The sequence below is a fragment of the Metapseudomonas boanensis genome (assembly GCF_018704125.1).
Classification (GTDB): Bacteria; Pseudomonadota; Gammaproteobacteria; order Pseudomonadales; family Pseudomonadaceae; genus Metapseudomonas; species Metapseudomonas boanensis.
Genome location: NZ_JAGTIS010000001.1, coordinates 285,936 through 312,478 on the forward strand (window position 1 = coordinate 285,936; position 26,543 = coordinate 312,478).

The 26,543-nt window shown below is 60.3% G+C and carries 23 protein-coding genes and 3 pseudogenes; 24 read left to right on the forward strand and 2 right to left on the reverse strand.

The genetic code is table 11. The features are described 5' to 3' along the window. The first annotated feature begins 251 nt into the window (after positions 1 to 251). The 3 genes from tnpA to tnpC all read left to right on the forward strand — a co-directional run bounded on the left by tnpA (position 252) and on the right by tnpC (position 2,498). The gene (gene tnpA / locus J7302_RS01330) at positions 252 to 569 is read left to right on the forward strand and encodes an IS66-like element accessory protein TnpA (protein ID WP_215369252.1); all 318 of its coding nucleotides are present in this window, start codon (positions 252 to 254) and stop codon (positions 567 to 569) included. Continuing rightward, positions 566 to 901: an IS66 family insertion sequence element accessory protein TnpB gene (gene tnpB, locus J7302_RS26330; RefSeq protein ID WP_349814414.1), complete on the forward strand. Its 336-nt coding sequence runs from the start codon at positions 566 to 568 to the stop codon at positions 899 to 901. The genes tnpA and tnpB overlap by 4 nt, the downstream gene beginning before the upstream one ends. 61 nt (positions 902 to 962) lie before the next feature. Further along, the gene (gene tnpC / locus J7302_RS01340; protein ID WP_215369257.1) at positions 963 to 2,498 is read left to right on the forward strand and encodes an IS66 family transposase; all 1,536 of its coding nucleotides are present in this window, start codon (positions 963 to 965) and stop codon (positions 2,496 to 2,498) included. A gap of 485 nt (positions 2,499 to 2,983) precedes the next feature. Here tnpC and J7302_RS01345 read toward each other — a convergent pair whose 3' ends face one another. Continuing rightward, entirely contained in the window at positions 2,984 to 3,343 is a 360-nt protein-coding gene (locus J7302_RS01345; protein ID WP_215369260.1) for a ribonuclease H family protein, read from the reverse strand. Positions 3,344 to 3,540: 197 nt separating this feature from the next. Between J7302_RS01345 and J7302_RS01350 the strand changes: the two genes are divergently transcribed. The 7 genes and pseudogenes from J7302_RS01350 to J7302_RS01380 all read left to right on the forward strand — a co-directional run bounded on the left by J7302_RS01350 (position 3,541) and on the right by J7302_RS01380 (position 9,490). Further along, a complete protein-coding gene (locus J7302_RS01350) occupies positions 3,541 to 3,915 on the forward strand; it encodes a hypothetical protein (protein ID WP_215369262.1) in 375 nt (124 codons plus the stop codon). A gap of 206 nt (positions 3,916 to 4,121) precedes the next feature. Further along, positions 4,122 to 4,739, forward strand: coding sequence for a TlpA family protein disulfide reductase (locus J7302_RS01355; RefSeq protein WP_251701804.1), 618 nt, complete (start codon positions 4,122 to 4,124; stop codon positions 4,737 to 4,739). Between the two features lie 6 nt (positions 4,740 to 4,745). Next, positions 4,746 to 5,489, forward strand: coding sequence for a cytochrome c biogenesis CcdA family protein (locus J7302_RS01360; RefSeq protein ID WP_215369264.1), 744 nt, complete (start codon positions 4,746 to 4,748; stop codon positions 5,487 to 5,489). Positions 5,490 to 5,599: 110 nt separating this feature from the next. Next, positions 5,600 to 5,860 (forward strand): annotated as a pseudogene (locus J7302_RS01365) (transposase); the annotation flags it as partial. Positions 5,861 to 6,084: 224 nt separating this feature from the next. Beyond that, positions 6,085 to 7,434, forward strand: a pseudogene (locus tag J7302_RS27075) (IS110 family RNA-guided transposase). A gap of 33 nt (positions 7,435 to 7,467) precedes the next feature. Next, a complete protein-coding gene (locus J7302_RS01375) occupies positions 7,468 to 8,343 on the forward strand; it encodes an IS3 family transposase (protein ID WP_215369276.1) in 876 nt (291 codons plus the stop codon). A 124-nt stretch (positions 8,344 to 8,467) separates the two neighbouring features. Next, positions 8,468 to 9,490, forward strand: a complete 1,023-nt coding sequence (locus J7302_RS01380; RefSeq protein WP_215369279.1) for a YVTN family beta-propeller repeat protein — start codon at positions 8,468 to 8,470, stop codon at positions 9,488 to 9,490. Between the two features lie 197 nt (positions 9,491 to 9,687). On the opposite strand, the gene J7302_RS01385 is transcribed toward J7302_RS01380, so the two are convergent. Next, positions 9,688 to 10,173, reverse strand: coding sequence for a hypothetical protein (locus J7302_RS01385; protein ID WP_215369282.1), 486 nt, complete (start codon positions 10,171 to 10,173; stop codon positions 9,688 to 9,690). 400 nt (positions 10,174 to 10,573) lie between these two features. Here J7302_RS01385 and J7302_RS01390 point away from each other — a divergent pair, with 400 nt between their 5' ends. The 14 genes and pseudogenes from J7302_RS01390 (at position 10,574) to J7302_RS01455 (ending at position 26,531) form a co-directional block, all read left to right on the forward strand. Next, a complete protein-coding gene (locus J7302_RS01390) occupies positions 10,574 to 11,230 on the forward strand; it encodes a methyltransferase family protein (RefSeq protein ID WP_215369285.1) in 657 nt (218 codons plus the stop codon). Positions 11,231 to 11,518: 288 nt separating this feature from the next. Then, positions 11,519 to 11,758 carry a hypothetical protein gene (locus tag J7302_RS01395; RefSeq protein WP_215369289.1) on the forward strand — a complete coding sequence of 80 codons (240 nt, stop codon included), beginning with the start codon at positions 11,519 to 11,521 and terminating at the stop codon, positions 11,756 to 11,758. Continuing rightward, positions 11,755 to 14,139, forward strand: coding sequence for a heavy metal translocating P-type ATPase (locus J7302_RS01400; RefSeq protein WP_251701807.1), 2,385 nt, complete (start codon positions 11,755 to 11,757; stop codon positions 14,137 to 14,139). The genes J7302_RS01395 and J7302_RS01400 overlap by 4 nt, the downstream gene beginning before the upstream one ends. Next, a complete protein-coding gene (locus J7302_RS01405) occupies positions 14,136 to 14,354 on the forward strand; it encodes a hypothetical protein (protein ID WP_215369292.1) in 219 nt (72 codons plus the stop codon). The genes J7302_RS01400 and J7302_RS01405 overlap by 4 nt, the downstream gene beginning before the upstream one ends. Beyond that, positions 14,351 to 14,863, forward strand: a complete 513-nt coding sequence (locus J7302_RS01410) for a hypothetical protein (protein ID WP_215369295.1) — start codon at positions 14,351 to 14,353, stop codon at positions 14,861 to 14,863. Before J7302_RS01405 ends, J7302_RS01410 begins: the two co-directional genes overlap by 4 nt. Positions 14,864 to 14,881: 18 nt before the next feature. Beyond that, positions 14,882 to 15,094 (forward strand): annotated as a pseudogene (locus J7302_RS27080) (DUF2933 domain-containing protein); the annotation flags it as partial. 183 nt (positions 15,095 to 15,277) lie between these two features. Next, entirely contained in the window at positions 15,278 to 16,243 is a 966-nt protein-coding gene (locus J7302_RS01420) for an HlyD family secretion protein (RefSeq protein WP_215369304.1), read from the forward strand. Between the two features lie 3 nt (positions 16,244 to 16,246). After that, complete coding sequence (locus J7302_RS01425) at positions 16,247 to 17,917, forward strand: ATP-binding cassette domain-containing protein (RefSeq protein ID WP_215369307.1); 1,671 nt, start codon at positions 16,247 to 16,249, stop codon at positions 17,915 to 17,917. Further along, positions 17,914 to 19,008 carry an ABC transporter permease gene (locus J7302_RS01430; protein WP_215369311.1) on the forward strand — a complete coding sequence of 365 codons (1,095 nt, stop codon included), beginning with the start codon at positions 17,914 to 17,916 and terminating at the stop codon, positions 19,006 to 19,008. The genes J7302_RS01425 and J7302_RS01430 overlap by 4 nt, the downstream gene beginning before the upstream one ends. Beyond that, positions 19,005 to 20,120, forward strand: a complete 1,116-nt coding sequence (locus tag J7302_RS01435) for an ABC transporter permease (RefSeq protein WP_215369318.1) — start codon at positions 19,005 to 19,007, stop codon at positions 20,118 to 20,120. The genes J7302_RS01430 and J7302_RS01435 overlap by 4 nt, the downstream gene beginning before the upstream one ends. 148 nt (positions 20,121 to 20,268) lie before the next feature. Continuing rightward, a complete protein-coding gene (locus tag J7302_RS01440; protein ID WP_215369320.1) occupies positions 20,269 to 21,786 on the forward strand; it encodes a thymidine phosphorylase family protein in 1,518 nt (505 codons plus the stop codon). Next, positions 21,783 to 22,667 carry a ribose-phosphate pyrophosphokinase gene (locus tag J7302_RS01445; protein ID WP_215369323.1) on the forward strand — a complete coding sequence of 295 codons (885 nt, stop codon included), beginning with the start codon at positions 21,783 to 21,785 and terminating at the stop codon, positions 22,665 to 22,667. The genes J7302_RS01440 and J7302_RS01445 overlap by 4 nt, the downstream gene beginning before the upstream one ends. Next, complete coding sequence (locus tag J7302_RS01450) at positions 22,664 to 25,108, forward strand: phosphoketolase family protein (protein WP_215369326.1); 2,445 nt, start codon at positions 22,664 to 22,666, stop codon at positions 25,106 to 25,108. Before J7302_RS01445 ends, J7302_RS01450 begins: the two co-directional genes overlap by 4 nt. Before the next feature lie 67 nt (positions 25,109 to 25,175). After that, entirely contained in the window at positions 25,176 to 26,531 is a 1,356-nt protein-coding gene (locus tag J7302_RS01455; protein WP_215369329.1) for an MBL fold metallo-hydrolase RNA specificity domain-containing protein, read from the forward strand. Positions 26,532 to 26,543: the final 12 nt, after the last annotated feature.

A 26,543-nucleotide genomic window follows, 5' to 3' on the forward strand; every position in this document is an offset into this window, starting at 1 on the left:
GTAGCCAGCGACGCCGGTTTGAGCCGCGTGGCGGCTGTAAAGCGCTGCTGGCGGCTGGAGGCCCTGGGCGAGTTGTCCGCCCGCTTGGTTGATCCCGGACTGGAAATCGCCGACCGGAGCGCGACCTGAGAGGGACTGACCGTGACGAACGGTAAGCGTCCAGCCAAGTCACCTTCCGAACTCCAGCATTAAGGGCGATGGTGTCCGCGTATTTTTAAGCGGACGCGATAGCCCTTATCGCCGGGATTGCCATGCGCCAACGAAGCTCTTACCCCAAATCGTTCAAGGCCCAGGTTGTTCAGGAGTGCCTGCAACCCGGTGCGACTGTCTCCAGCGTTGCCATCAGCCACGGCATCTACGCCAACGTCATTCGCAAGTGGCTACCGCTTTACCGAGATCAGCCACCAGCGGTGTTGCCAGCGTTCGTTCCATTGAGGGCCACGCCTAAACGGCCGGTTGAAGCATCGGCAATTATTGAGCTGCCGCTTGGCGAGCAATCGATCACGGTGAAATGGCCCGCCTCCGATCCTGAAGGCTGCGCCCGCTTTGTCCGTGGGCTCGCCCAGTGATCCGCATCGATACCATCTGGCTCGCTATCGAGCCGATGGACATGCGTGCCGGCACTGAAACCGCGCTGGCCCGCGTGATCGCGGTGTTCGGCGCGGCGAAGCCGCACTGCGCCTATCTCTTCGCCAATCGCCGCGCCAACCGCATGAAAGTCCTGGTGCATGACGGCGTGGGTATCTGGCTGGCCGAGCGGCGATTGAACCAGGGCAAGTTTCACTGGCCAGGCATCCGGCACGGCTCGGAAGTCGAACTCGACACCGAGCAACTTCAGGCTTTGGTACTGGGGTTGCCCTGGCAGCGGGTCGGTGCAGCCGGCGCGATCACAGTGCTGTAGCACCTGCCATTAGCCCATCGGTTTATCTCCGCTGACCGCCTGCTCTGGCACAATCAGCGGCATGACTTCCCCGCCCAATCTCGACCAACTGACACCTGACCAGCTGCGCGCTCTGGCCGCGCAGTTGCTGTCGCAAGTCGACACGATGGGCAAGAAGATCCAGCGCATCGAAACGGTCAACGAACAACTCGCCCACGAAATCGCGTTGCTCAAACGGCACAAGTTCGCCAAGCGCAGCGAGCAACTGAGCCCTGACCAGGGCAGACTGCTTGATGACCTGCTCGACACCGACATCGCCGCCATCGAGGCGGAGTTGAAAGCCGTCAATCCCCCGGTTGCCCCAGCCGAACCACGCCAACAGCCCAAGCGCACACCGCTGCCACCGCAGTTTCCGCGCACCGTGATCCGTCACGAGCCGGAGAACACCCAGTGCGCCTGCGGCTGCCAGCTGCAACGCATCGGCGAAGACGTCAGCGAAAAGTTTGATTACACGCCGGGCGTGTTCACTGTCGAACAGCACGTGTGTGGGAAATGGGCCTGCCGCCAGTGCGAAACACTGATCCAGGCACCAGTGCCGGCCCAGGTGATCGATAAGGGCATCCCCACCGCCGGCCTCCTGGCTCACGTGATGGTGACCAAATTCGCCGACCACCTGCCGCTGTACCGACAAGAGAAAAACTTTGGCCGTGCCGGCCTGGCCATCGCCCGCTCGACGTTGGCGCAGTGGGTCGGGCAAACCGGCGTGCAGCTCCAGCCGCTGGTCGATGCCCTGCGCGAAGCCGTGTTGGCCCAACGCGTGATCCACGCCGATGAAACCCCGGTGCAAATGCTCGCGCCGGGCGAGAAGAAAACCCATCGGGCTTACGTCTGGGCCTACAGCACCACGCCGTTTTCGGTACTCAAGGCCGTGGTGTACGACTTCAGCCCCAGCCGTGCCGGCGAGCATGCGCGCAACTTTCTTGGTCAGTGGAATGGCAAGCTTGTCTGCGACGACTTCGCTGGCTGCAAGGCCAGCTTCGAGCAAGGCATCACCGAAATTGGCTGCATGGCCCACGCCCGGCGCAAGTTCTTTGATCTTCACGCGGCGAACAAAAGCCAACTGGCTGAACAAGCGCTGCACTCTATCGCTGGGCTGTACGAAGTCGAACGCCAAGTGCGCGACATGAGCGATGAAGAACGCTGGCGAATACGGCAGGAAAAGGCTTCACCGATCCTCGACGCGCTGCATGACTGGATGCTGGCCCAGCGTGATCTGGTGCCCAACGGATCAGCCACGGCGAAAGCCTTGGATTACAGCCTCAAACGCTGGCTGCCACTGACTCGCTATGTCGAGGATGGTGCGGTACCCATCGACAATAACCAGGTCGAGAACCAGATCTGGCCATGGGCCCTTGGTCGCTCGAACTGGTTGTTCGCCGGGTCACTGCGCAGCGGCAAACGGGCAGCGGCGATCATGAGCTTGATCCAGTCGGCCCGCATGAACGGACATGATCCGTATGCCTATCTCAAAGATGTGCTGACGCGCCAACCGACGCAGAAGGCCAGCGCTCTGGCCGAGCTGCTGCCGCACAACTGGGTATCCGCCGGCAAGGTGTGATGCCCGTTCGCTTACGACGAACGTTCAACGCTGCCTGATGGTGGCGACGGGATCGGCTTGCGCGGAGAAAGGCTGAATCTTTGCTGGCGCTGGGAACCGTGGAGGAGGTGCCGCAAGCGCTCCGTTAGCGTCTCGATCAGCTATTACGTCAGCGTATTGAGGCAGCCCGAGCGCAAGCACGAACCAAGGTGCATTGGCTAAGGACATCGACTTGCTCTTGTCCGGCTTGGTGTTGCTGTCACCACCGGCGCCGATCGATGAGCTGGCGCTTGTCAGCAACATGCCGCTGGTCCAGGTCGAAAGCTTCGCGGCCTCTGCTGGAGCGCACGCTCCACGGCTTGATGTTCCGTGACGAGCCGACGTAAGACGTAATCCGTCGTATCCATGCCACCGACGGGGCCGCCCGCGCCGCGATAGTCGAAGCACTCTTCGCCTGTCAAGACGCCACGAACTATGCAGTCCGCGCTCCCATCTCTGCTGGGCCGCTAGGCTTTCGGCGTGTCTTCCTGGGGGAAGGCACGCCCCTTGGTGAGCGGCGCCCCGAAAACCTCCATGTCGCGTCGACCATGATCGAGCGTGGCATCCGCCTGGCTGGCAACGTCGGGTGACGCTCGGTGCCGTCTATAAAAGCGCTCGCCATCCCGACTGATGGCTGCTAGCTCCGCCGCTTGACGGATTTTCTCGCGCTGCTCTGTCCATACGATTTTGAGTTGATGGCGGTCGCCCTCCCGGACGATGTGTTCCCATAGGTCACGATGCTCCACCCGCTTTTTATCTTTCCTTCTCCAGCCTCGGAGTATCCACTTGGCAAGGTGGGTGCTGAAGCCCGGCAATGTATTGGACATCGATGTGCCTTCCGCGTCGATCTAGTGTTGGCACAGGTCACGTCGTACACCGAGACGGCGCTCAAATGCGGGTGTGCCGGTCCGCTCCGGGCCCAACGCGCCGTTTCCGGCGTGCCATCCACCAGGATGGCGAAGTCCGCGGAAGGCGGCCGGGGCGGAGCTGCTGCCTCAAAGGCGTTGGGCAGGTCCTCCACGCGATGCCGGGCCTTGCAGGCATTCTTGAGGACACGGGCATAGCCGGATTTACCTGCACCATTGTGGCCGAAAAGGATGGTCATGCCCTCCGGCACCAGGTCAAAGGCGCGACCGGACGGGAAACCGTTGACCTGATCCAGCCCGGATACTCCAGCCAGTCTGGCCGTGGCGCCACTGCCGGCGCCCGGGACGTCATCGATGCTGACCGGTCTGCTGGCGGTAGCGGCCGTGCCATCGTCTTCCTGCTCGCGGATCATCTGCAGGATGGCGTCGAGGTCGGCCTGAGAAATCTCGGGCCGCGCAAAGATGCGACGAAGTGCCTCTTGCTGCCAGGCTCTCAGTCCACCGGTCCACGCGATGATCTCGCCCAACAATGACATAGCAATCTCCTTTGCCGGGGCAGTCGATTAAAGGCGGTGGAGATGGGGATGGCAAGTGGCGAAGCGGGATGAGCTGGTGTCCTTCTGAGGGTACACCACGGGGCTATAGTCCTCTGTATAGCCGGCTCGCTTCCCGGGAAAGCCTATTGCCTTTAACCAGCGCCAGTCAGCTGGTTCACAGCGACAACAGCTGGAGGTGTGCGATGACCTGCTCCATGTACAGCACCAAGGCCTGGGCCGGGAGGTACTTTGACCGCTCGGGATGTAGCCGAGCCTTCTGGTTGGTGCTGTGCCTTGTCCTGATTCCTGCCGGGCCGTTGGTCCGGGGGGCCGAAGAATCATCCGAGACGAGCACACAAGCTGGACTGCTCATCTGGCTCGAACCCCGACCGGTGGAGGACGTCCGTTTCGTCGATGGTGAGGGGAAGCCGCGCAGCCTGGCTGACTTCCGGGGCAAGGTGGTCCTGCTCAACCTCTGGGCGACCTGGTGCGTCCCCTGCCGTCAGGAAATGCCGACCTTGGATCGCCTCCAGGCAAAGCTGGGGGGCAACGACTTCCAGGTGGTAGCGCTCTCGCTTGATCAAGGCGGGCTGCAGGTGGTACAGGACTTCTACCGGGAGATCGGCATCCAGCACCTCCAGATCTACCTCGATGAGCAGATGCAAACCATCCAAAGCCTCGGTGCCTTCGGCTTGCCGGTCACCCTGCTGCTGGACCGCGAGGGCCGAGAACTCGGCCGTAAAGCCGGTGCGGCCGAGTGGGACAGCCCGGAGGTCATTGAGTTTGTGCAGGAAGTGATGGCCTCCACAGCAAGGAAATAGTCTGCGATGAGCCTTAGCGACATCGGCATTCTCAGCGCATTTGCCGCGGGCATGATCTCGTTCCTGTCGCCCTGTGTGCTGCCCTTGGTACCTGGCTATGTGTCCTTCATCGCCGGCCGCTCGGTGGACGAACTGCAGGTCCTAGAAAGCCGTCGGGAGCGGATTGCAGTGATCGGCATGAGCTTGAGCTTCGTGCTGGGCTTTTCCACCATCTTCATTGCGCTGGGGGCCAGCGCCACTGCCATCAGCCGGCTGCTGATCGCCTATCGGCAGGAAACCAACCTGGTTGGCGGCATCATCGTGATTGCCTTCGGCCTGTTCATCACCGGTCTAATCAACCCGCGTTGGCTGAATATGGACGTGCGCTTCGTCCACCAACTCAAGTCCAGCGGAGGACCGCTGGCGGCCTATGTATTGGGAATCGCTTTCGCCTTTGGCTGGACGCCCTGTATCGGCCCCATCCTGGGCAGCATTCTGACGCTGAGCGCTGCCACCGGCCGCACGGGCGCCAGTGGCGTTGCATTGCTGTCGATCTACTCGCTTGGCCTGGGGCTCCCATTCCTGCTGACGGCTTGGTTCACCAATCATTTTCTCGCCCACATGAAGCGTCTTCGCCGTTGGAGTCGGGCCATCCATATAGGGGCTGGTGTCATTTTGGTAGGCATGGGTGGGGCCATGGTGACAGGCCAATTGACCGACTTTGCCTGGTGGTTGCTGGAGGTGCTTCCTGTCCTGGGCAGGATTGGTTAGCGCGATACACCCCACGAGAAATGGTGCGTTAGGCTACCCAGAATTGTGTGGTGGTTCAATTTCCTCGGACACCTCGATAGGTGGAAAATCCACTGAAAGAGGAGTCATTCATGAGTCGTAAACGCAGGGCATTCGATGCCAGCTTCAAGCTCCAAGTCGTCCAGATGATCAAGGAGCAGGGTCTGAGCGTCACACAGGTCTGTCCTGATCTGGATTTGGGGGAAACGGCAGTGCGCCGTTGGCTGCAACAGTACGAGGCGGAGCTCTCGGGACAACCCGGGATTGGTAAACCACTGACCCCGGAGCAGCAGCGGATTCGCCAACTCGAGGCCGAACTTCGCCAACTGAAGCAGGACAACGAACTGCTAAAAAACCGCCTCCCCGGCGTTCCGCGGCCCATTGGGTTAGAAACACGCCCGCTACACTGACTCGGCTGGACAGTGGTCGTCTGCTTTTTGGAGGCACCGTCCCCGTCAAAAAACCTGACCCAGGGGAAGCTGCGGACCCGTGAGTGGTGGCGCGTTTCGTGACCCCGTTTAGGAATGTGATCTGATCCGAGTCCCCGTCCAGCACTTCCGGTGAGTGGAGGGTTCTCATGAAGACGTCCAGTTCGCAGCGTCATGGCCTGCCGGTCATTCACGACCGGGCAGCCGGCATCGACATCGGTTCGCGCTTCCATGTGGTGGCAGTACCCGTCGATCTCGCCGAAGAGTCGGTGCAAATGTTCAAGGCGTTTACCGCCGACCTGGAGCGCATGGCCAATTGGCTGGTCGATCTCGGGATCACCACGGTGGCGATGGAGTCGACCGGGGTGTATTGGATTCCGGTCTACGAGATTCTCGAGAGCCATGGCCTGCAGGTCGTGCTGGCCAATGCGCGGGATGCTCGTGCGGTGCCTGGGCGCAAGACCGACGTCAACGACGCCCAATGGATCCAGCGCTTGTATGCCTGTGGTTTGCTACGGGCGAGCTTCCATCCCGAGCGCGAGATCGCGGCGTTACGCAGTTATCTGCGCTTGCGCGAGCGCCACCTCGATTACGCCGCCGCGCATATCCAGCACATGCAGAAGGCGCTCACCCACATGAACCTGCAATTGCAGCATGTGGTCACCGACATTACCGGGGCCACGGGTATGCGCATCCTTCGGGCCATTGTTGCCGGCGAGCGCGATGCACTAGCCTTGGCCAGGATGCGTGACACCCGCTGCAAGTCGAGTCTTGAGATCATCCGAAGTGCCTTGGTCGGCAACTATCAACCGGAGCATATCTTCGCCCTGGCGCAGGCGCTGGCCATGTACGACGCCTACCAGATACAGCTTGAGCGGTGCGACTAGCAGATTGCCCAGAGTCTGCAGCGACTCGCCCGGCAACGGCCTCGCCCCAGTGAGCCACTTCCCAAACCGCGGCACCGTACGCGACAGCCGAATGCGCTCAACTTCGATGTGCGCGCCATGCTCTATCAACTGGTCGGCGTCGATCTGACCCAGATCCACGGCATCGGCCCCTACTTGGCACTGCGGCTAATCGCCGAGTGCGGCACCGATCTGAGCCGCTGGCGTACCGCGCAGCACTTCACCGCCTGGCTGACCCTGGCGCCGGGGTGCCGGATCAGTGGCGGCAAAGTGCTGTCCGCCCACGCGCGCAAGACCAAGAATCGGGTCACCGCGCATCTGCGCCTGGCTGCGGTGACCATTGGCAGAACGAACACGGCGTTGGGCGCTTTTTATCGACGCTTGTCGGCGCGCATTGGCAAGGCCAAGGCGGTGACCGTCACGGCACGCAAGATCGCCATCCTGTTCTACAACGCGATGCGCTTCGGCATGGCCTATCAGGATCCCGGTGCCGACCACTACGAGCAAAAATATCGCGAGCGCGTGGTCAAAGGCTTGCACCGGCGGGCTGCTGAGTTTGGCTTCACCCTGCAGGCTGTAGAAGGTGTTTCTTAGGAAGGCATCGGCCTTCTTTGCCCGGGAGCTGAAGTGATTTACCGGTTGATCGCTCAGGAGCAGGGAAAGAAGGCCTCTATCGCACGACTCTGCCGGCTATTCGGGGCAAGTCGTTCGGGGTTCTACGCCTCCCTGTGTCGTGACCCTGGCTCGGCAATGCATTGCCCGGTTATAGCCCCCCTGAAGGCTTCATTCCTGGCCAGCGGACGCGCCTACGGAAGTCGCCGCCTGCAAGCCACTCTGAATGCCCAGGGCGTGGCTGTGGGGCGCCACCGCATTCGCAGGCTGATGAAGGAGCACCGGCTTCGACCAGTGTGGCGACGCAAGTTCGTCCACACCACCGACAGCAAACATGACCTGCCAGTGGCCGCGAATGTCCTGGAACGCCAGTTCGATCCTGCCGCAGCAAACCGGGCCTGGGCTGCGGATATCACCTACATCCGCACGCGCAGCGGCTGGTTGTACCTGGCCGCGGTGATGGACCTGTACTCACGCAAGATCTGGGCTGGGTCATGGCGCCGAACATGCCGGCAGAGCTGGTCTGCTCGGCGCTGCAAATGGCCATTGCCCAACGCCAGCCGCAACCTGGGCTGGTGGTGCATTCGGATCGGGGCAGCCAGTGAGGCTCATCGCAACCTGCTCGCCCGACACGGCCTAGTCATGAGCATGAGCCGCAAGGGCAACTGCTGGGACAACGCGGTGATGGAACGTTTCTTCCTGAACCTGAAGATGGAGCGGGTCTGGCACCGTGACTATGCCAATCATGCCGAGGCGATGACCGACATCGCCGACTACATCGTGGGTTTCTACAACGCTGTGCGCCTGCACTCCAGGCTCGGCTACCTGTCTCCCAACCGCTATGAGCGACAAGCAGCAACACACCCTATCGAAGTGTCCGAAATCATTTGACCACTACATTGTGCCCGGCCGTGATCGTTGACGGCGATCAAGAGTTCCTTCGCGTTTGACGCTTAGCTTCAGCATAGGTCCAGGCGTTTCTGGTTCAAATACCATGCCCCTCGTTGGAGAAAACATGATGAAAGCTAAGCGGTTTACTTCCTTGGCCTTGGGGCTATCCCTGCTGACCCACCTGGGCCTGGCCATGGCAAACCCGACTGGCAGCGTCTACACGGCCAACGAGCGAGCGGCGTCCATAAGCCAGGTAGATCTCGATACAGGCGTGATAAGCACGGTCGCCTTGCCCATCTCCCCGCATAATGTCCAGGTTTCGCCCGACGGCAGGATGCTTTTGGTTGTCGGTATGTCCGGACATACCGGTCATTCGAGTGGCGAAAAAGCCGGCGGGCAGTTGCTGGTTTTCAGCACCACTGCGTTGGACAGCCCTCTGTTCAGCCTTCCGGCAGGCAATCACCCGGCTCATGTGGTCACCGACTCTACTGGGCTGCGCGCCTTTGTTACCGATTCTGCCGCCAACCGGGTGCGTGTCTTCGACCTCAAGCAGCGCGTCGAGCTATCGAGTATTCCGACCGGGCTCTACCCGCATGGCTTGCGCTTAAGTCCGGATGGCCAAACGCTCTACGTCGCCAATATGCGAAGCGACAGCGTCTCGCTCATTGACGTTGCCACGCTCAAGGAGACGGTCCAAGTACCCGTGGGTAAAGGGCCTGTCCAGGTCGGTTTTGCTCCCGACGGACGCCTGGCGTTCGTGTCGCTCAGTGCCGCGAACCAGCTTGGCATCATCGACACAGCCGCGCGCAAGGTAATCGGCAAGGTTGGTGTGGGCCGTACCCCGATCCAAATGATGGCCACCGTTGACGGTCGTCAGGTCTACGTCGCAAACCAGGGCAGTGCTCGGAACCCGGATGATCGAGTCACCATCGTCGATCCCCAAACGCGCAGCAGCATTGGCACCGTGACCACCGGTAAGGGCGCCCATGGCGTGGCCATCAGCACAGATGGCGCATACGTGTTTGTCAGCAACATTGAAGCAGGGACCGTATCCGTCATTGATACGACCAGCCGCAAAGTGGTTGGTACACACAAGGTCGGCGCCGGGCCAAACGGGATCAGCTACAAGCCACCGAGAGCCAATTAGTCTCTCAACTCGCTGGTGGTCATATGTCGAGGATCAGCAAAGCTGTGAGAGCTGACGGTTGGGCCAGTGCTGGAATCTGCGCCTTCACACCACTGGTCCTGTGATCACAGCACTGCGATTCCCGACGGGCGTACTGAGTTCAGAGTATAAAATCGAAAAGGCGCTGGTGAGCGCCTTTTCGGCGGCTGTGGAGTTGGTTAGCGCGGCTGCCTATTCATTTGGTATTGGTGCTGCATCAGTTGGTCGATCATCATCTGCTGCATACCCATGTATCTATCCATCATGTATTGGTGCTGCTTCATCTGCTCCGGGGTCATCGTTGAGTACCGATCCCTCATATCCTTCCAGCCCATCATCCCGCTTTTCATCATTTGACGCCCCGTCATCCCTCTGCCCCACAAGTCACCCATCATGCCCATGCCGCGTTGCATCAATGCCTGATGCTCCTGCAAGAGATTTTGACGTTCCTTGGGGTCTTTGGTTTGCTGGATTTCGGTCATAAGCCCCGCCATCTTCTTCAGGTGCTCTTGAGCCTGCGCTATGTGCTTATCGAATTCTTCGACGTTAACGGCGGGTTGAAGGGCCTGGGGGGCAGGGCTTCCTTCCGCTCCTTGGGCGGCCAATGCCCAGGCTGGGGTGAGTGATACGGCAATCAGAAACGTGGCTAGCTTTATCGATTTCATATCATGTATCCGTTCATTGGGAAGGCGCAATTTGACCGCTCTGCGCAAGGGAGCAACACAATCCAAAATATAGCTCCGGATCGCCTATTTGGTTGATCTTGATCAAGAAGTCTGAATGCCTCTGATTTGAAGATGGCAATTAGGTTTCGGTGGTCTGGTCAAGGACTCTTAGAGGCCCTTATTTAGGTCTGAAAATAACTTTTCTGTAAGCTAAACGTAAGAGTTTACTTTAAGCGCTTTTTTGCTATACCCAAACATCCGTATGTACTACGGGGTTGAGATAAAATGCGAGGGGTTCTAAACGGCGCTAAAATGTCGGGCTATGCTTCATGCATGCATCGATGATTTGTAAAATATTCGAAATGCTATAGGGCTTTAACCATATTTTGAGGAGTGGATTATGCAGCACGAAGGGTCCGCTTATGGCTTGTGGGGATTGGTGATCATCAACTCACTGGTGTTCATAATTTTTGCATTCAGCTTTTTCAAACCTAAATCAGCTCGAGACTGGCGCAGTTTCGGTGCTTTTAGTGCGTTCCTGGTTGCTCTCTTTACTGAAATGTACGGATTTCCGCTAACTATTTACCTGTTGTCAGGTTGGCTCAGTAGCCGATTTCCAGGTGTCGATTTTCTTTCGCACGATGCTGGACATTTGCTAGAGGTCTTATTCGGCTGGAAATCGAACCCTCATTTCGGACCATTCCATATTGCTAGCGGCATTGTCCTGGTTTCCGGCTTCTGGTTGTTGGCGGCCGCTTGGCGGGTTCTATACAACGCACAGCGTGCTGGAGAGGTCGCGACTACGGGGCCTTATGCAAAAATTCGCCATCCCCAATACATCGGATTCGTGCTGATCATGTTCAGTTTCCTATTGCAGTGGCCGACACTTATTACGCTCGCTATGTTTCCGATCTTGGTATTCATGTATGCGCGATTGGCAAAAGCCGAAGAACGCGACTCACTCGTGCAGTTTGGTGACGCTTACCGAAATTACATGAATGACGTTCCTGCTTTTATACCTCGTTTCGGAGAGCAAAAGCCGGCCGTAAAATCCTAAGATTTCGTCGGCGCGAGATGCGAGATGGTTTGAGAGAGGAGAGAGTAATTATTTTTATGACTATAAAATGGCAGTTGAGCGAGATCGGAGCCACACTCTTGTGCTCCTTTTTACTGGTGTGTGGCGGGGCGATATATGTAAAAAATGCGTATGGTAAGCGGAAGTAATTATGTCGGATATTGGTCAGTCGGGTCGTTGCGAAGAGGTAAGGATTAACTTTATGTTGAACGATTAAAATTCCTGCTAGTGATGGGTGATGGGTAGGAGCATAGGCAGAGAGAGGCAAGCATGGGCATTCTGTTTATTTTTTCGGTGCGCAATTTCCTGGCTGGGTTCGTGATTTTGCTCTTACTGCAAGTCTATCGTCGTAGCCGCGGTGTGGCCGTCCTGCTGAGTGGCGAGTCGGCATTGCTGCTTAATGTGACTGAAGGTTTCACCGATTGCGTGAACTGTGGACAGCGGCTTCGTCGCGAGTCGTCGCAGATACAGTTTGTCGGTAGCCGCGGCCGGCTCAGGGAGGGGCTATGAAAACTGATATTGATCCTGTCTGCGGCATGACTGTGGAGCTCGCAAAAACGACGGCCAACCAAGAGTATCAGGGGCGCCGCTTCTGGTTCTGTTCGAGTAGTTGTCAGGACAGATTCACCCAGGCACCTGAGCGCTACATCTCCAGCGCGGTGCAGGAAAATGTTCGCCATGAGCACCGGCATCAAGGGACTTCAGAGGGCAGCTCGGAAACGGCGCTGCGTGCAGCTTCCGGGGAAAAAAACATCTCGCACGAAAAAGCTAAAGATCCCATCTGCGGAATGATGGTGGATAAGGCTACGGCACTTAAAAGCGAGCGCGGCGGACGCACTTATTATTTCTGCAGCGAGACCTGCCAGCGCACTTTCGAGTCACCTGAAACCGAACTAAAACGGATGAAAACCAGAGTGACCATTGCGCTGACCGGCGTAGTTGCGCTTGCCATCCTGCGTGCCGGCGCCTTCCTAGGTCTAGCTACCGGCGCCACCATCCTGACCTGGGTGCCTTTCGATGCACTGCCCTTTTTCACTTGGGGAGTATGGCTGTTCCTGTTGGTTACTCCCGTGCAATTCGTCGGCGGATGGGGTTTCTACAAGGGGGCATGGAACGCTATCCGCACCCGCAGCATAAACATGGATTTCCTGATCGCACTTGGCACCACGGTCGCTTACTTCTACAGCGTTGCGGTGCTGTTCTTTCCAGACGTCCTACCAGTCAAGGTCGAAGAGCGTGATGTCTATTTTGAGGTGTCGGCAGTAATTATCGCCTTTGTGCTGCTGGGTAAGTACATGGAGGAAATAATCAAGAAAAAATCCTCGGCTGCCGTCCGGCGGCTATTGGATCTGAAACCAGCCACGGCTCATGTGTTGCGGGACGGCAAGGAGGAGGAGATTCCAGCCGAAAGCATCATGGTCGGCGAAATAGTGGTCGTGAAGCCGGGTGAGAAAATTCCTACTGATGGTCAAGTTATCGACGGCGAAACAAGCATCGATGAGTCGATGCTGACTGGTGAGTCGATGCCGGTAGAGAAGAAGGTGGGAGCTGATGTGATCGGCGGCACACTCAACCGTTCTGGACTGTTCCGCTTCAAGGCCACAAAGATTGGCGCTGAGACCGCTTTGGCACAAATCATCAAGATGGTGGAGGACGCACAGGCAAGCACGGCGCAGATTCAGCGCCTGGCGGACAAGGTAACCGGCTATTTCGTTCCGGCGGTGGTGCTGGTCGCTACGCTCGCTTTCTTTGGCTGGTGGGCGTTTGGGAATTTTCCTCAGGGACTGCTTGCATTCATCGCCGTGCTGATCATTTCCTGCCCTTGCGCGCTCGGTGTTGCTACCCCGGCGGCATTGATGGTCGGAGTCGGCAAAGGGGCCGATATGGGCATTTTGATCCGCGGCGGTGAGATTCTGGAGCGGGCGGAAAAACTTACTACGGTGGTATTCGATAAGACCGGCACCATCACACGTGGCGAGCCGAATGTCACCGATGTAATTCCGCTGAAGGACTTGAGTGAGGCAGGAGTTCTAGCTCTGGCTGCTGCAGTCGAAATTGGCTCCGAGCATCCGCTCGGAGAGGCCATGGTACGGGCGGCTCAGCACCGCGGCTTAGCCCTCGAGGCAGCTCGCAATATTAAGGGCATTGCAGGTCATGGAATCCGCGGCGAGTTGAACGACGCCACAGTTTGGCTCGGGAACCGCCGTTTGTTTCAGAAGCAGGGCATTGTCATAACTCAAGCCGAGCAGGCCATGACGCAGTTGGAGGCGGAAGGGAAAACCGCAATGCTGGTCGGTCAAGGCAGTGATTTGTTAGGCATTATCGCGGTTGCCGACACGCTCAAGCCGGAGGCCGCCGAAGCCATCGTTTCACTCAAAGCACGTGGTATCCAGGTCGCGCTCTTGACTGGAGACAATCAGCGTACAGCCGATGCCATTGCCCGGCAGGTCGGCATTGAGCGCGTCATCGCAGAAGTGCTGCCTGAAGATAAGGTCGCGGTGATCCAGAAGCTTCAGCAAGAAGGTCAGGTAGTCGCCATGGTTGGCGATGGCGTTAACGATGCCCCGGCACTTGCCACCGCTGATATTGGGATCGCCATCGGCTCTGGCTCCGATGTGGCCAAGGAAACCGGCGGCATCATCCTCATCAAGAACGATGTGCGCGATGTCGTTGCCGCAATCCAGCTTTCGCGCGCGACCATGCTCAAGATCAAACAGAACCTATTCTGGGCTTTCATTTACAACACGATCGGCATCCCTATCGCCGCGTTCGGGCTGCTAAACCCCATCATTGCCGCCGCCGCCATGGCACTCAGTTCCCTGTCGGTGATCGTCAACTCCGCGCTACTCAAGCGATCTCGCATTGGAGTAAGTCAGGAGCCTATGTCATGAAACGCAGTGTTTTGACCGTCTGCATTTTAATAAGTACGGTCGGAATCGGTACGGTCTTTTACATGTTTGGGATGACATTTAAATCGCTAGTCGTCGCCGTGATCTTCGTGCTGTGTCCTGCTCTGGTTCTAGTGCAGACCATTCGGGGAATGCGCCAGTTCGATAGCGACATGACAGAGGCCCTTAAGCAACTGCAAAGGAAGAATCGGTTATGAAATTTTATGCGCTTTGTCACCCAGGTTCTCTGGCGCTATGGACACCTAAACTACTGCCTTGGCTCGCCGTGCTGTCGCTTCTGCTTGCGTTCTCGGCTGCCTACGCGGATCTCCCAGAACAACCGCTACGCAAGGATGGACTCGTTATCTACTACGGAGTGTTGCCGGCGAAACTGATGGCGCCGGGTGACCTGGCCGTAGGGGATACGCATATGTCGCCGAGCGGTACGCGCGGCGTCGCTACTCACCATGTCGTGATCGCCCTTTTTGATGAAGCGACCGGCAAACGTCTGCCTGATGCGACTGTGCGGGCAAGCGTCCAGCCCTTGGGCGGAGCAACCGAGGAAAAGACCTTGGAGCCCATGGAGATTGCCGGCACCGTGACCTTCGGCAACTTCTTCCGCATGGACGCCGATATGCCCTATGCCATCCATTTGCGTATCCGCCGCTCCGGTGGTGCCTCTTCGGAAGTGGAGGTGACCTTGCCATACCACCATCCGTCCCGTTAACCACCAAGGAGCACCGCCATGAGAACCCATGAGAACCCTCAGCGCAGCGCCGGACGTGTCAACTGGTTCTTCCTCGGCTTCATTGCCATTGCCGGCTACTTCCTGTTGACCGAGCACCGGGCCCACGTCGTTCCCTACCTGCCATTTCTGCTATTGCTGGCGTGTCCCCTCATGCATCTGTTTATGCATCATGGACACGGGGGGCATGGTGGACATGAACAGGCTAATCGCGGTGAACATGATGCGCATGGTGGGGGCTGCTGTGGCCATCAGGACAGCGACGAACACGCTGGCCATGCGTCCAAACCTAACGGGCAGCTGGGCGACACCACGCAGCGCCCAGACCGTCCAGCATGAGGGCCGTTCCATTTGCTGCATGCGACCCTGGCCGCATGCAGTGATGAGGAAACCAGCATGGCGAGCAAGTCCTGGATTGCGGCACTGGCGGTTCTGACAGCCGCCGCCGTCGGTTCTTACCTTGGCTTCCGCGCCTTGCAGCCGGCGCCGTTGCCGGAAGGCTTCGTATACGGCAACGGACATATCGAAGGCACCGAGATTCGCGTGTCCGCGGAACTTCCGGGACGCGTTATTGAAAATCGTATGGAAGAAGGCCAATTGGTACGCAAGGGCGATGCCCTCATAACCTTGGATGCTTTACCGACCTCAGAATCCCTTCGAATGATGAAAGCCGAGCGGCAGGTGCTGGCTGCGGAACTGGCTGCGCTGCAGCCTCAGCTGGTGAGCTGGCGACATCATCTGGAGAACGCGTCTCGTGAGTTTCAGCGTCTACAGGAGCTAAAAGGGCGAGGGTTCTCTACTCCGCAGCAACTGGATGTGGCAACCAACGCGCTGACTGAGGCCAAGAGCCATGTCAGCCACCTCAGCGCTAGCATGGCCAGTCTGCGGGCCAAGCAAGCGGTTGCGGAGGCGGCAGTGGTACTGGCGGAGGATCGAAACCAAAAGGTTACGGTGCGGGCTCCTCAGGATGGCACGTTGTTGGTCAAGGCTGTCGAGGTTGGGGAGCAGCTGCAAATCGGCCAGACAGTGGCGATGCTAGTGGATATCAATCGACTGGAGCTCAAGGTCTACGTCAGCGAACACGATCTCGGCCGTCTCGCGCTCGGCAACTCTGCGCGCGTTCGCGTCGATGCCTTTCCGGACACCTACCTCGAAGCTCGCCTGATGCGCATCGATGCCCATGCCCAATTCACCCCGCGGGACATCCATCTACCAGACGAACGCGCACGCATGGTGTATGGCGTGACTTTGGCGCTCGACAACCCGCAAGGTCGGCTCAAGCTGGGCATGCCCGCCGATGCCTGGTTGCGTTGGCAGGATGGCGCGGCCTGGCCCGCGACACTGCCAGTGCCGGCGGAGTAGGCCATGGACACGCCGGTGATCGCCGTAAAGGGCATAGGCCGGCTCTTCGGAAGTTTCCGGCCACTCGCCGATGTTGCGCTCTCGGTCGCGCCGGGGCAGCTGCTGGCTGTAGTTGGGCCAGACGGTGCCGGCAAGACCACGCTCCTGCAGATTCTTGCCGGGATCCTGCCGCTGAGTGAGGGCGAAGGACAGGTCCTGGGCTGGAACCTGCGCACCCAGCCAGAGCGCGTCGCTGCCCATGTTGGGTACATGTCCCAGGGATTCACCCTGTACGACCGCTTGACCGTGGCTGAGAACATCGCATTCGCTGCCGGAATCCGCAGTGTGCCGACCACCGTCTGGCAAGCGCGGGCACTGCGGCTCTTGGACATGGCGGGCTTGCAGCACTTCACAACCCGCCGCGCTGGCGCGCTGTCCGGCGGCATGCGCAAGAAACTGTCGCTGGTCTGCAACTTGATCCATGAGCCGAGCCTGTTGTTGCTTGACGAGCCCGGGCTCGGTGTCGATCCACTATCGCGGCGCGAACTCTGGCGTATTTTGCTGGAGTTCCGCGCGCAAGGCACAGCAGTAGTCGTTGCGACCTCGTATATGGACGAGGCCGAACGCAGCGACCGTATCCTGCTGTTGCATGAAGGTCGGCCAGTAGCGCTCGACAGCCCGGACGCGCTGAAGGCGAGCTGTGCTGGACGGGTCTACGAGTGGCCGTCGACGAGCGAGACGTCACTCGAGCGGCTTCCGATACGCAGCCAAAAGCAGCTGGCCGACCGGGTGCACGTGGTGCTGGAAAAGGCTGCGGTCGTGGGTTTGCCGGGCGATGCCCGTCCGGTGACGCCGAGCTTGGAGGATGTGTTCGTCGATCGCACCTCGACTGGAGTTGCGACAGTCGCTGTGCCCCTCTCCGTGAACGCGGAATCAAGGCCCTCGGAGGAAGCGATCGACACCCAGGGGCTGACCATCCAATTTGGAGATTTCGTCGCCGTAGATCACGTGAGCGTTCGTGTCGGCGCCGGCGAAGTTGTTGCGTTCCTGGGACCGAACGGCGCAGGTAAGACCACTCTGATTCGCAGTCTGTGTGGTTTGCTGAAGCCGAGTGCGGGCTCCGCCCATGTTGCCGGAGCTGACGTTGCCACTGAACGGCGACGGGTGCGCGGCCGTATCGGTTACATGTCCCAGCACTTTTCGCTCTATCCGGATCTGACCGGGGGCGAGAATCTAGCGTTCTTTGCCAGCGTTTACGGCTTGGACCGCAAAACGGCTGCCTCCGCGATCGTATGGGCCTCTGCCGTGGCCGGGCTCGTCGCCGATAACCGTTGGGTGTATGAATTATCTGGAGCTACGCGCCAGCGTCTCGCCTTGGCATGCAGCCTGTTGCACCGGCCACACATCCTCTTTCTGGACGAGCCCACCTCGGGCGTTGACCCTGCCTCTCGCTATCGTTTTTGGACCGTGATCCAGCAGTTGGCAGCAACTGGGATCGCGGTTGTCGTCAGCACCCACTATCTGGCCGAAGCCGAGTACTGCCATCGACTCTGCCTGATGCACAACGGCCGATTGTTTGCCCAGGGCAGCCTCGCCAGCTTGCGCACCCACTATGGTTTGGCGCCGGATAGCTCAGTCGAGGATGTTTTTATCGCCGGGATCGCAGCCCAGAACGCGTTAGGGGGGGAAGCATGAAACTCCTGCGCGTCATGGCAGTAGTTCTGAAAGAGAGTCGGGAGCTGATCCGCGATCCGATAACGATCTGGCTGTGCTTCTTGATGCCGCTGGTGATGCTGTTCCTGTTCGGTTACGCGGTCACGCTCGACGTGGAGAATATTCGCCTGGGCGTGCTCGACGAGGACCAGTCGCCGGTTAGCCGCGAGTTGGTGGAACGCTTTACCGCTAGCCATTACTTCCTGCAGGTGCGCAATTTTCCGCATCAGCACGCCATAACGGATAGCCTACAGCGTGGCGAAGTTAGCCTGGTGTTGGTCATCCCCCACGGTACCCAGCGCCAACTGTCGCGCGGTGCCGCGACTCCGGTTCAACTGATCGTCGACGGCAGTTACGCTGCCACCTCGCTGCTCGCCGCAGGCTACGCCGAAGCCATCGTCGACCAGTTCGTACCTCCTCCTCGTCCGGTGCTCGAGCCTGCCATCCGAGTCTGGTACAACCCTTCGCTCAGGAGCGTGAATTACATCGTGCCGGGGCTGTTTGGTGTGATTTTGATGGCGTTTCCACCCATGCTCACGGCGCTCGCCATCGTTCGCGAAAAAGAGAGTGGCACGATCCAGCAGATCTACGCTTCGCCCTTGACCGCACGCGAGTTCATGCTCGGCAAGTTACTGCCCTATGGGATCGTCGCGTTTCTGCAAATGGTGATGATCGTCGGACTCGGTTACGCCTGGTTCGACGTACCCTTCGCCGGCAGCGCGACCCAGTTGTTTGCCGTGTCTTTCCTTTATGTCCTGATCACGGTTGGGATCGGGCTCTTGGTCTCCACTATTGCGCGCACCCAAGTTATAGCCATGCTGATCGCGCTGATCATTGCGCTGATGCCGTCTTTCCTGTTTTCCGGTTTTCTTTTCCCAGTGTTCAGCATGCCGATGATGATGCAGGTCTACGCGCGTGCCTTTCCGACGAGTTATTTCATCGACTTCGCCCGTGGGGTCGTGCTCAAGGGCGTCGGCATCGAGGTGCTGTGGTTTAACGTATTGTGGTTACTCGCCTATACCGTTGGCGTTTTCCTGCTGGCCACGTGGCTACTCAAGAAGCGGGTGGCATGATGAACACGCGAGTCTTGAGCGGCCTGCTACGCAAGGAGTTTGCCCAGTTTTTCCGTGACAAGGTCATGATGTTCATCGTGCTTTGGCTGTACACGGTAGAGATCGTCATCTGCCCGCTGGCGCTGACCTTCGACGTGAAAAACTCGCCGCTGGCTATTGTCGATCATGATCGGACGCCCGCATCCCGTGAGCTCGTGCAACGATTCACAGCTACAGAAGCCTTTGATTTCGTCGCCGCGTTGGATCAGGAGTCTTCCGCCGAAGACTGGCTCGATCGGGGCGAAGCGAGCCTCGTGCTTGTCCTGCCGTCCGGCTTACAAAGGGCCTTGGTACGCGGTGAACGGGCGAGCTACCAAGTCTTGATCGACGGGAGCAATTCCAACGTTGCCGCCAACGTCAAAGCCTACGTTCATGCGATCAATGCCCTATATCTGCGCGACCGTTTTGCTAAGGAACCCGCTGCCATAAACGGGCTGCAAGCGGTCACCCGTGTTTGGTACAACCCGGAGCAGTCGAGCACGCTGTTCATGGCCCTGTCCATGATCGCGCTGGCCGGCATGATGGTGGGCACGGCCCTACCAGCAGCTTCCCTTGTGCGCGAGAAAGAGCAAGGCACCATCGAGCAGCTGTTGGTGACACCAATCCGTACCTGGCAGCTGTTTCTCGCGAAGACCCTGCCGCCGCTCATCATGTGCTTGCTCGCGATCTTTCCCGGCGTGTTGCTCGCGACCTGGTTGTTCGACGTGCCGATGCGCGGCAACTTCGGCTTCTTCCTGTTGCAAAGTGCGATTTTTCTCGAAAGTGCCATCGCCCTCGGGGTCTTCATCGGCGTTTACAGCCAGACCTTGCAGCAGGCGCTATTGCTGTCTTTCTTCGGGTTGTTTCCCATCCTGTTCCTGTCCGGCACGGTGACGCCCATCGACTCCATGCCTCCCGTTCTGCAAGCCCTCTCACTGTTCAGTCCGCTGCGTTACTACATGGACATTCTGCTCGGGGTGTTTCTCAAGGGCGCCGGTTGGCGCGAGTTGTGGCCCCAGACCCTGGCACTCGCGCTGATCGCCATGGCGCTGTTTGGTAGCGCGCTTTTCACCTTCAAGCGCCGGTACATCTAGTGGTAGGAGCCGCCTCACCAAGCGCATGCCGACGCGACCATTTGCACGGTGAACATACAACGAGGAGAAGCATCATGTTGGATCCGAAAGACGGTGCCTTCATCAGCGAACCGACCTGCTGCGAGATGCCGCCGAGAGGAGCGTGATCATGCCGATGCACAGTGTTCTTGAATTACGCGTCCGCCGGCTCGGCATCGATACCCACCAGCAGGCGGTGGCGTTCATGCCGCGGGATTGTCATGTCTGCCGCTCGGAAGGATTTTCCGCCTTGTCACGCATCGAACTGGTCAAAGGCACGCATCGCGTGATTGCGACGCTGATGGTGGTGGATGGGCGGTGGGTAGCCGGCGGCGAGGTGGGGCTATCGGAGTCGGCCTGGCTGTTACTCGGTGCGCAGGAGGGCGAAAGCGTTGCCGTGCATCATCCGGCGCCGGTGGAGTCGATGAGCGCCGTGCGCGGCAAGATCTATGGAAGTGCGCTGTCGCGGGAGGCGCTGGCCGCCATCGTGAACGACATCGATGCAGGCCGTTTCAGCGACGTAGAGCTGGCGGCTTTTCTAACCGGCTGCGCCGGCAACCAACTGTCGCTCACCGAGATCGGCTATCTGACCGAGGCCATGGTGGCGGTCGGCGAGCGCCTGCGCTGGGACCGACCGCTGGTTCTGGACAAGCACTGCGTCGGCGGCCTGCCGGGGAATCGGACCACGCCCATCGTGGTGGCCATCGTTGCGGCCAACGGCTTGTGCATGCCCAAGACCTCCTCGCGCGCCATTACCTCGCCGGCGGGCACGGCCGACGCCATGGAGACCCTGGCCCCGGTCGCTCTCGATTTGCCGGCAATGCGTAGCGTGGTAGAGCAAGAAGGCGGTTGCGTCGTCTGGGGCGGGGCCGTGAAGCTGAGCCCGACCGATGATGTCCTGATCCAGGTCGAACGGGCCCTGGACTTGGACAGCGAAGGCCAGTTAGTGGCCTCGGTGTTGTCGAAGAAACTGGCGGCCGGTGCCAGTCATGTGTTGATCGACATCCCGGTCGGCGCTACCGCGAAGGTGCGCGATCTGCCGGCGGCGATGCAACTGCAAAGGTTGTTGGTCGAAGTCGGCAGCCGGCTTGGCCTCAACGTCCTGGTGCATGTCTCGAACGGCGATGGCCCCGTGGGGCGGGGCATCGGGCCGGCGCTGGAAGCGCGCGATGTGCTGGCGGTGCTGCGTGGCAAAGCGCAAGCACCGCAGGATTTGCGTGAGCGCGCCCTCGACCTCGCGGGCCTGTTACTGGAAATGGCCGGCAAGGCGCCGACCGGTCGTGGCTATGCGCTCGCCGACGCAACCTTGGCGAGCGGCAGCGCCTGGCGGAAATTCCAGGCCATCGCGAACGCCCAAGGCGGGCTGCGCGACCCGCCGGAGGCGCGCTATCGGCACCCGGTCCTGGCCCGACATGGCGGCCGTGTTCGCCGCATCGACAATCGCGTGCTGTCGCGCATCGGGAAATTGGCCGGGGCGCCGGCGGCCCCCGCAGCCGGGCTCGTACTCGGTACCTCGCTAGGACTACGGGTCGAGGCCGATCAGCCGCTCTATACCGTGCATGCCGAAACCCCGGGCGAACTGGCCTATGCGCTGGAGTATGCGCAGCAGCACCCGGAACTCTTCCTCATAGAGGAGTACGCACCATGAAACCACTGCTGTTCTGTCTCGATGGCAACCTGGCCTTGCAGGCCGGGCTCGCGGCCCGTGCGCGGCTGCAACCCGCCGCCTGCCAACTGCGGCAGTTTCCCGACGAGGAAAGCTACGTGCGCGTGTTGAGCGACGTGCAGGGTCGCGACTCGGTGGTCCTGTGCAGCCTGCACCGTCCGAACAGCCTGTTCATACCGCTGTGCTTCCTCATGGAAAACCTGCGCGAACTGGGTAGCCGCTCCGTGGGCCTGGTCGCTCCCTATTTGGCCTATATGCGCCAGGACCAGCGCTTTCATCCGGGAGAAGTCATCAGCGCGCGCCTGTTCGCCGCCCTGTTGGCTCCGCACATCGACTGGTTGGTGACGGTGGATCCACACCTGCACCGTATCCATGATCTAGGCACCCTCTACCCGCTACCGCAGCGAGTGGTACATGCCGCGCCGGCACTGGCAACCTGGATCGCCAGCGAGATCGCCCGGCCGTTGTTGATCGGTCCCGACAGCGAAAGCGAGCAATGGGTCTCGGAGGTCGCCCGGCTGGCAAAAGCGCCATTCGTCGTGCTGCAGAAAGTGCGACTCGGTGATCGGCAGGTTGCGGTCTCCGTGCCCGATATCGAGCGTTGGCGTGAACACACCCCGGTGCTGATCGACGACATTATTTCGACGGGGCATACCCTGCTCAAAACCGCAGAGCACCTGCAGCAATCAGGCATGCGCCCACCTGTGGCGTTGGCGGTGCACGGCGTGTTTGCAGAACATGCCCAACGCGAACTGCAAGCGGCCGGCATTCAGGCCATCACCAGCAACAGCATCTCGCACGCCAGCAACGCCATCGACCTGTCGGAACTGCTTGCACACGCCATCGAGGAGCTTGCCCCATGACTTCCGCACTCGCTCATCACGAGCAGCACCATCTCGCCGCCCGTGCCGAAAGCTACCGCCACCACGATGTGCAGTTCGCCCAGTGGGCGGCAGGCTTCGGCGTGATCCGCCACCGCGACGACACCCAGGTGCGCGTCTTCGACATGGCGGTGGAGCTGGAACAGCGCGGGCTGGTCGCGAGCCGCGCCGCCGTGTACGAGATGCTGAGCGGACTCGATCGGATAAGCGCCATGGGCCTATGGCTGGTCGTGCATATGACTTATGCGCAGCGGGTCTACCGTGACGGCCGCGCATTGAACCCCGAGGATTTCAAACCGGATCCCCAGGGCCACACCGGTGGCGCCCTCAACATGGTACCTGCCTACGCGGGCTATCTCGCGATTAACGCGCTGACTGACATCACTCGCGGCTGGGTGATGGGACAGGGCCACTGCGTCGCGGCCATCGACGCCCTGAACTTGCTGCTCGGCAATCTGTCGCCGGCCCATGCCGAGCGCTACGCCCTGGACGACGCTGGTCTCTCGCGCTTCGTGCAAGACTTCTACAGCTATGCCATCACGTCGGAGGGGCGTCCGGCCTCGCCGCTCGGCAGTCATGTGAACGTGCACACCGCAGGTGGGATCAGTGAGGGTGGTTACCTGGGGTTTGCCGAGCTGCAGTATGTGCACATGCCGCTGCCGGGCGAGCGCCTGGTCGCCTTCCTCAGCGACGGCGCCTTCGAAGAGCAGCGCGGCAGCGACTGGGCGCCGCGTTGGTGGCGCGCCGAGGACAGCGGAATGGTGGCGCCGATCATGATCGCCAACGGACGACGCATCGAACAGCGTTCGACGCTAGAGCAGCAGGGCGGGGCTGACTGGCTGCAGAAGCATTTGCGCTTGAACGGCTTCGATCCCCTGCTCATCGATGGTACCGATCCGGCGGCTTTCGCCTGGGCCATCTGGGAGATGGAAGAGCGCTTGTCGGCTTGTACCCGGGCCGTGCTCGAAGGCCATGCCCAGTATCCCGTACCCCTGCACTATGCGATTGCCGAGGCCCCCAAGGGCTATGGCTTTCCTGGCGCTGGCACCAACCGGGCGCACAATCTGCCGCTCGAGGGCAATCCGGTGCGGGACGAAGTCGCCCGGGGCCAGTTCAACGATGCAGTGCGCTCACTGTTCGTGCCGGCCGACGAACTGACCCTCAGCCTAAGCCGGCTCAATAACCACGCCGAGCGGCGGCGAGTGCGGGAGCGCGATCATGCCATGACGCGCCAGACCGTGCCCGCCATCAACCGTGTTGTCCCGGCCTGGCGACCGACTGGCGACCGAGAGTCGCCGATGGCGGCCTTGGACACGCTGTTTTGCGAGATCGCTGAGTGCAATCCAGAGCACCGGGTGCGCGTCGGCAATCCCGATGAGCTGGCCAGCAACCGCATGAGCGCGACGCTGGCGCGCTGCCGGCATCGCGTATTCGTAACGGAAGCGGGGCTGCAGGAGGCGGTAGACGGCCAAGTCATCACGGCGTTGAACGAGGAAGCGATCGCCGGTGCGGCCTTGGGCAACAAGGGCGGGCTGAACCTCATCGTCAGCTACGAGGCGTTCGCGATGAAGATGCTCGGCACGCTGCGCCAGGAGCTCCTGTTCGCCCGCCATCAGAAGGAGGCGGGGCGACCGGCGCAATGGCTTGGCGTGCCGCTGCTGCTCAGCTCCCACACCTGGGAGAACGGCAAGAACGAACAATCGCACCAGGACCCGAGCTTTGCTGAATCCCTGCTCGGAGAAATGTCCGATGTCGCCGTGGTGCGTTTTCCCGCCGATGCCAACAGCGCCATGGCCTGTTTGGTCGATGCCTACCAACGGCGTGGCGAACTGCATGCCTTGGTGGTGCCGAAGAGCGAGCTGCCGGTGGTCTTATCGGCTGAGCAATCCGAGCGATTGGTCACCGACGGCGTGCTTTGCATCGCCGGTTCGGCTGGGGCGCCAGTCCAACTCATTGCCGTCGGTGCCTTCCAGTTGCAGGAATGTTTGAAGGCTTGGCGGCGCCTCAATGTCCGTGGAGTGGATGCATCGGTCTGTTACCTGCTCGAACCCGGCCGCTTCCGCCAGGGGCGTGACACCCTCGAATCGACCTACCTGTCGCTGGCAACCCAAACGCTGTTCGCCAATCCGGAGGCCGTCCGGGTCGTCGTCAGCCATACCCGGCCGGAGCCCATGCTCGGCGTGCTGCGCCCGCTCGACACGGGCCGCAAAACCCGTGGGCTCGGCTACTGCAACCGCGGCGGTACGTTGAACCTGGCGGGCATGCTCTTCGCCAACCGTTGCACTTGGTTGCACATCCTGAGCGCGGTGGCGGAACTCGTCGCGACAATGCCTGGGGAGTGGCTAAACCCATCGGAGTTGACCGCCATGGCCGGAGCGGGCGATGTCTTGTCGATTGTCACGTCCGGCCCGTGTGAAATCTGACCAACTCGGTTCCCGAACTGCCGGTGCATGCCCTGTACTGACTCGTATAAACCCAGGAGAAAGAATCATGAAACTACAGTTTCTAGGCGCCACCGGTACGGTGACCGGCTCCCGTTACCTCGTCACCGAAGGGAAGACGCGTATCCTGGTCGATTGCGGGCTGTTCCAGGGCGTAAAGGCCTTGCGCCTGCGCAATTGGAAGTCCTTTCCGATCGAGCCCGCCGACATCGACGCGGTCGTGCTGACCCACGCCCATCTCGACCACAGCGGCTATCTGCCGCGGTTGATCCGCGACGGCTTCGTCGGCCCGGTGTACTGCACGCCCGCCACCCGCGCCTTGGCCGAGATCCTGTTGCCTGACAGCGGCAAGCTGCAGGAGGAGGACGCGGAGCGCGCCAACCGCTACGGCTACAGCAAGCACCACCCGGCCGATCCCCTGTATACGGAGCTGCAAGCCGAACGCGCCCTCAAGGCGTTCGAAACGCGCGATTTCCACGACGTTTTCGAGATCGGCAACCTGCGCGTTCACTTCACCCCGGCCGGGCACATCCTCGGCGCCGCGTGTGTGCATGTTGAGAACCTCGAGCGTAAGTTGAGTTTCAGCGGCGATCTCGGCCGCCCGAACGATCCGGTGATGCAGCCGCCGATGCCGGTCGGCCGCGCCGACTATCTGGTGCTTGAGTCCACTTATGGCGACCGCCGCCACCCGGTGGTCGATGTCGCCGAGCAGCTGGCGACTATCGTCAACACCACCGTCGGCCGCGGTGGCACGGTCATGTTGCCGGCTTTTGCCGTCGGGCGGGCGCAGGCACTGCTACACCTGCTGATCCAGTTGCGCGCCACGGGGCGCATCCCGGCTGTGCCGTTCTACCTGGACAGTCCCATGGCCATCGACGTGACGGAGGTGTTTTGCCGATTCCGTGCCGAGCATCGGCTCACCGAAGCCGAGTGCCACGCCTTGTGCGAAGGCGTGACTTACGTGCACACGGGGCAGGATTCGCAGGCGCTCAGCGCCGATTCGTATCCGAAGGTCATCATCGCCGGCGCCGGCATGCTCACGGGGGGGCGTATCCTGCACCACCTCAAGGCTCTTGGCGGCAATCATCGCAATACCTTGCTGATCGCCGGCTACCAGGCCGAGGGCACGCGAGGCCATGCGTTGCTCCACGGCGCGCGCAGCCTGAAGATTTACGGGGACTACGTGCCGATCAACTGCCAAATCGAGGAAATCGACAGCCTATCCGCGCACGCCGACTATGCCGAGATCGGCGATTGGCTGACTCACTTCGAGCAGGCCCCCCGCCAAGTGTTCCTGACCCACGGCGAAGCACTTGCCGCTGACAGCCAGCGCCGTTACCTGGAAGACCACCTGGGGTGGAACGTCTTGGTTCCGGAAATGTTCGACGAGTTCGTTCTGGATTGATCGGGAGCGCGC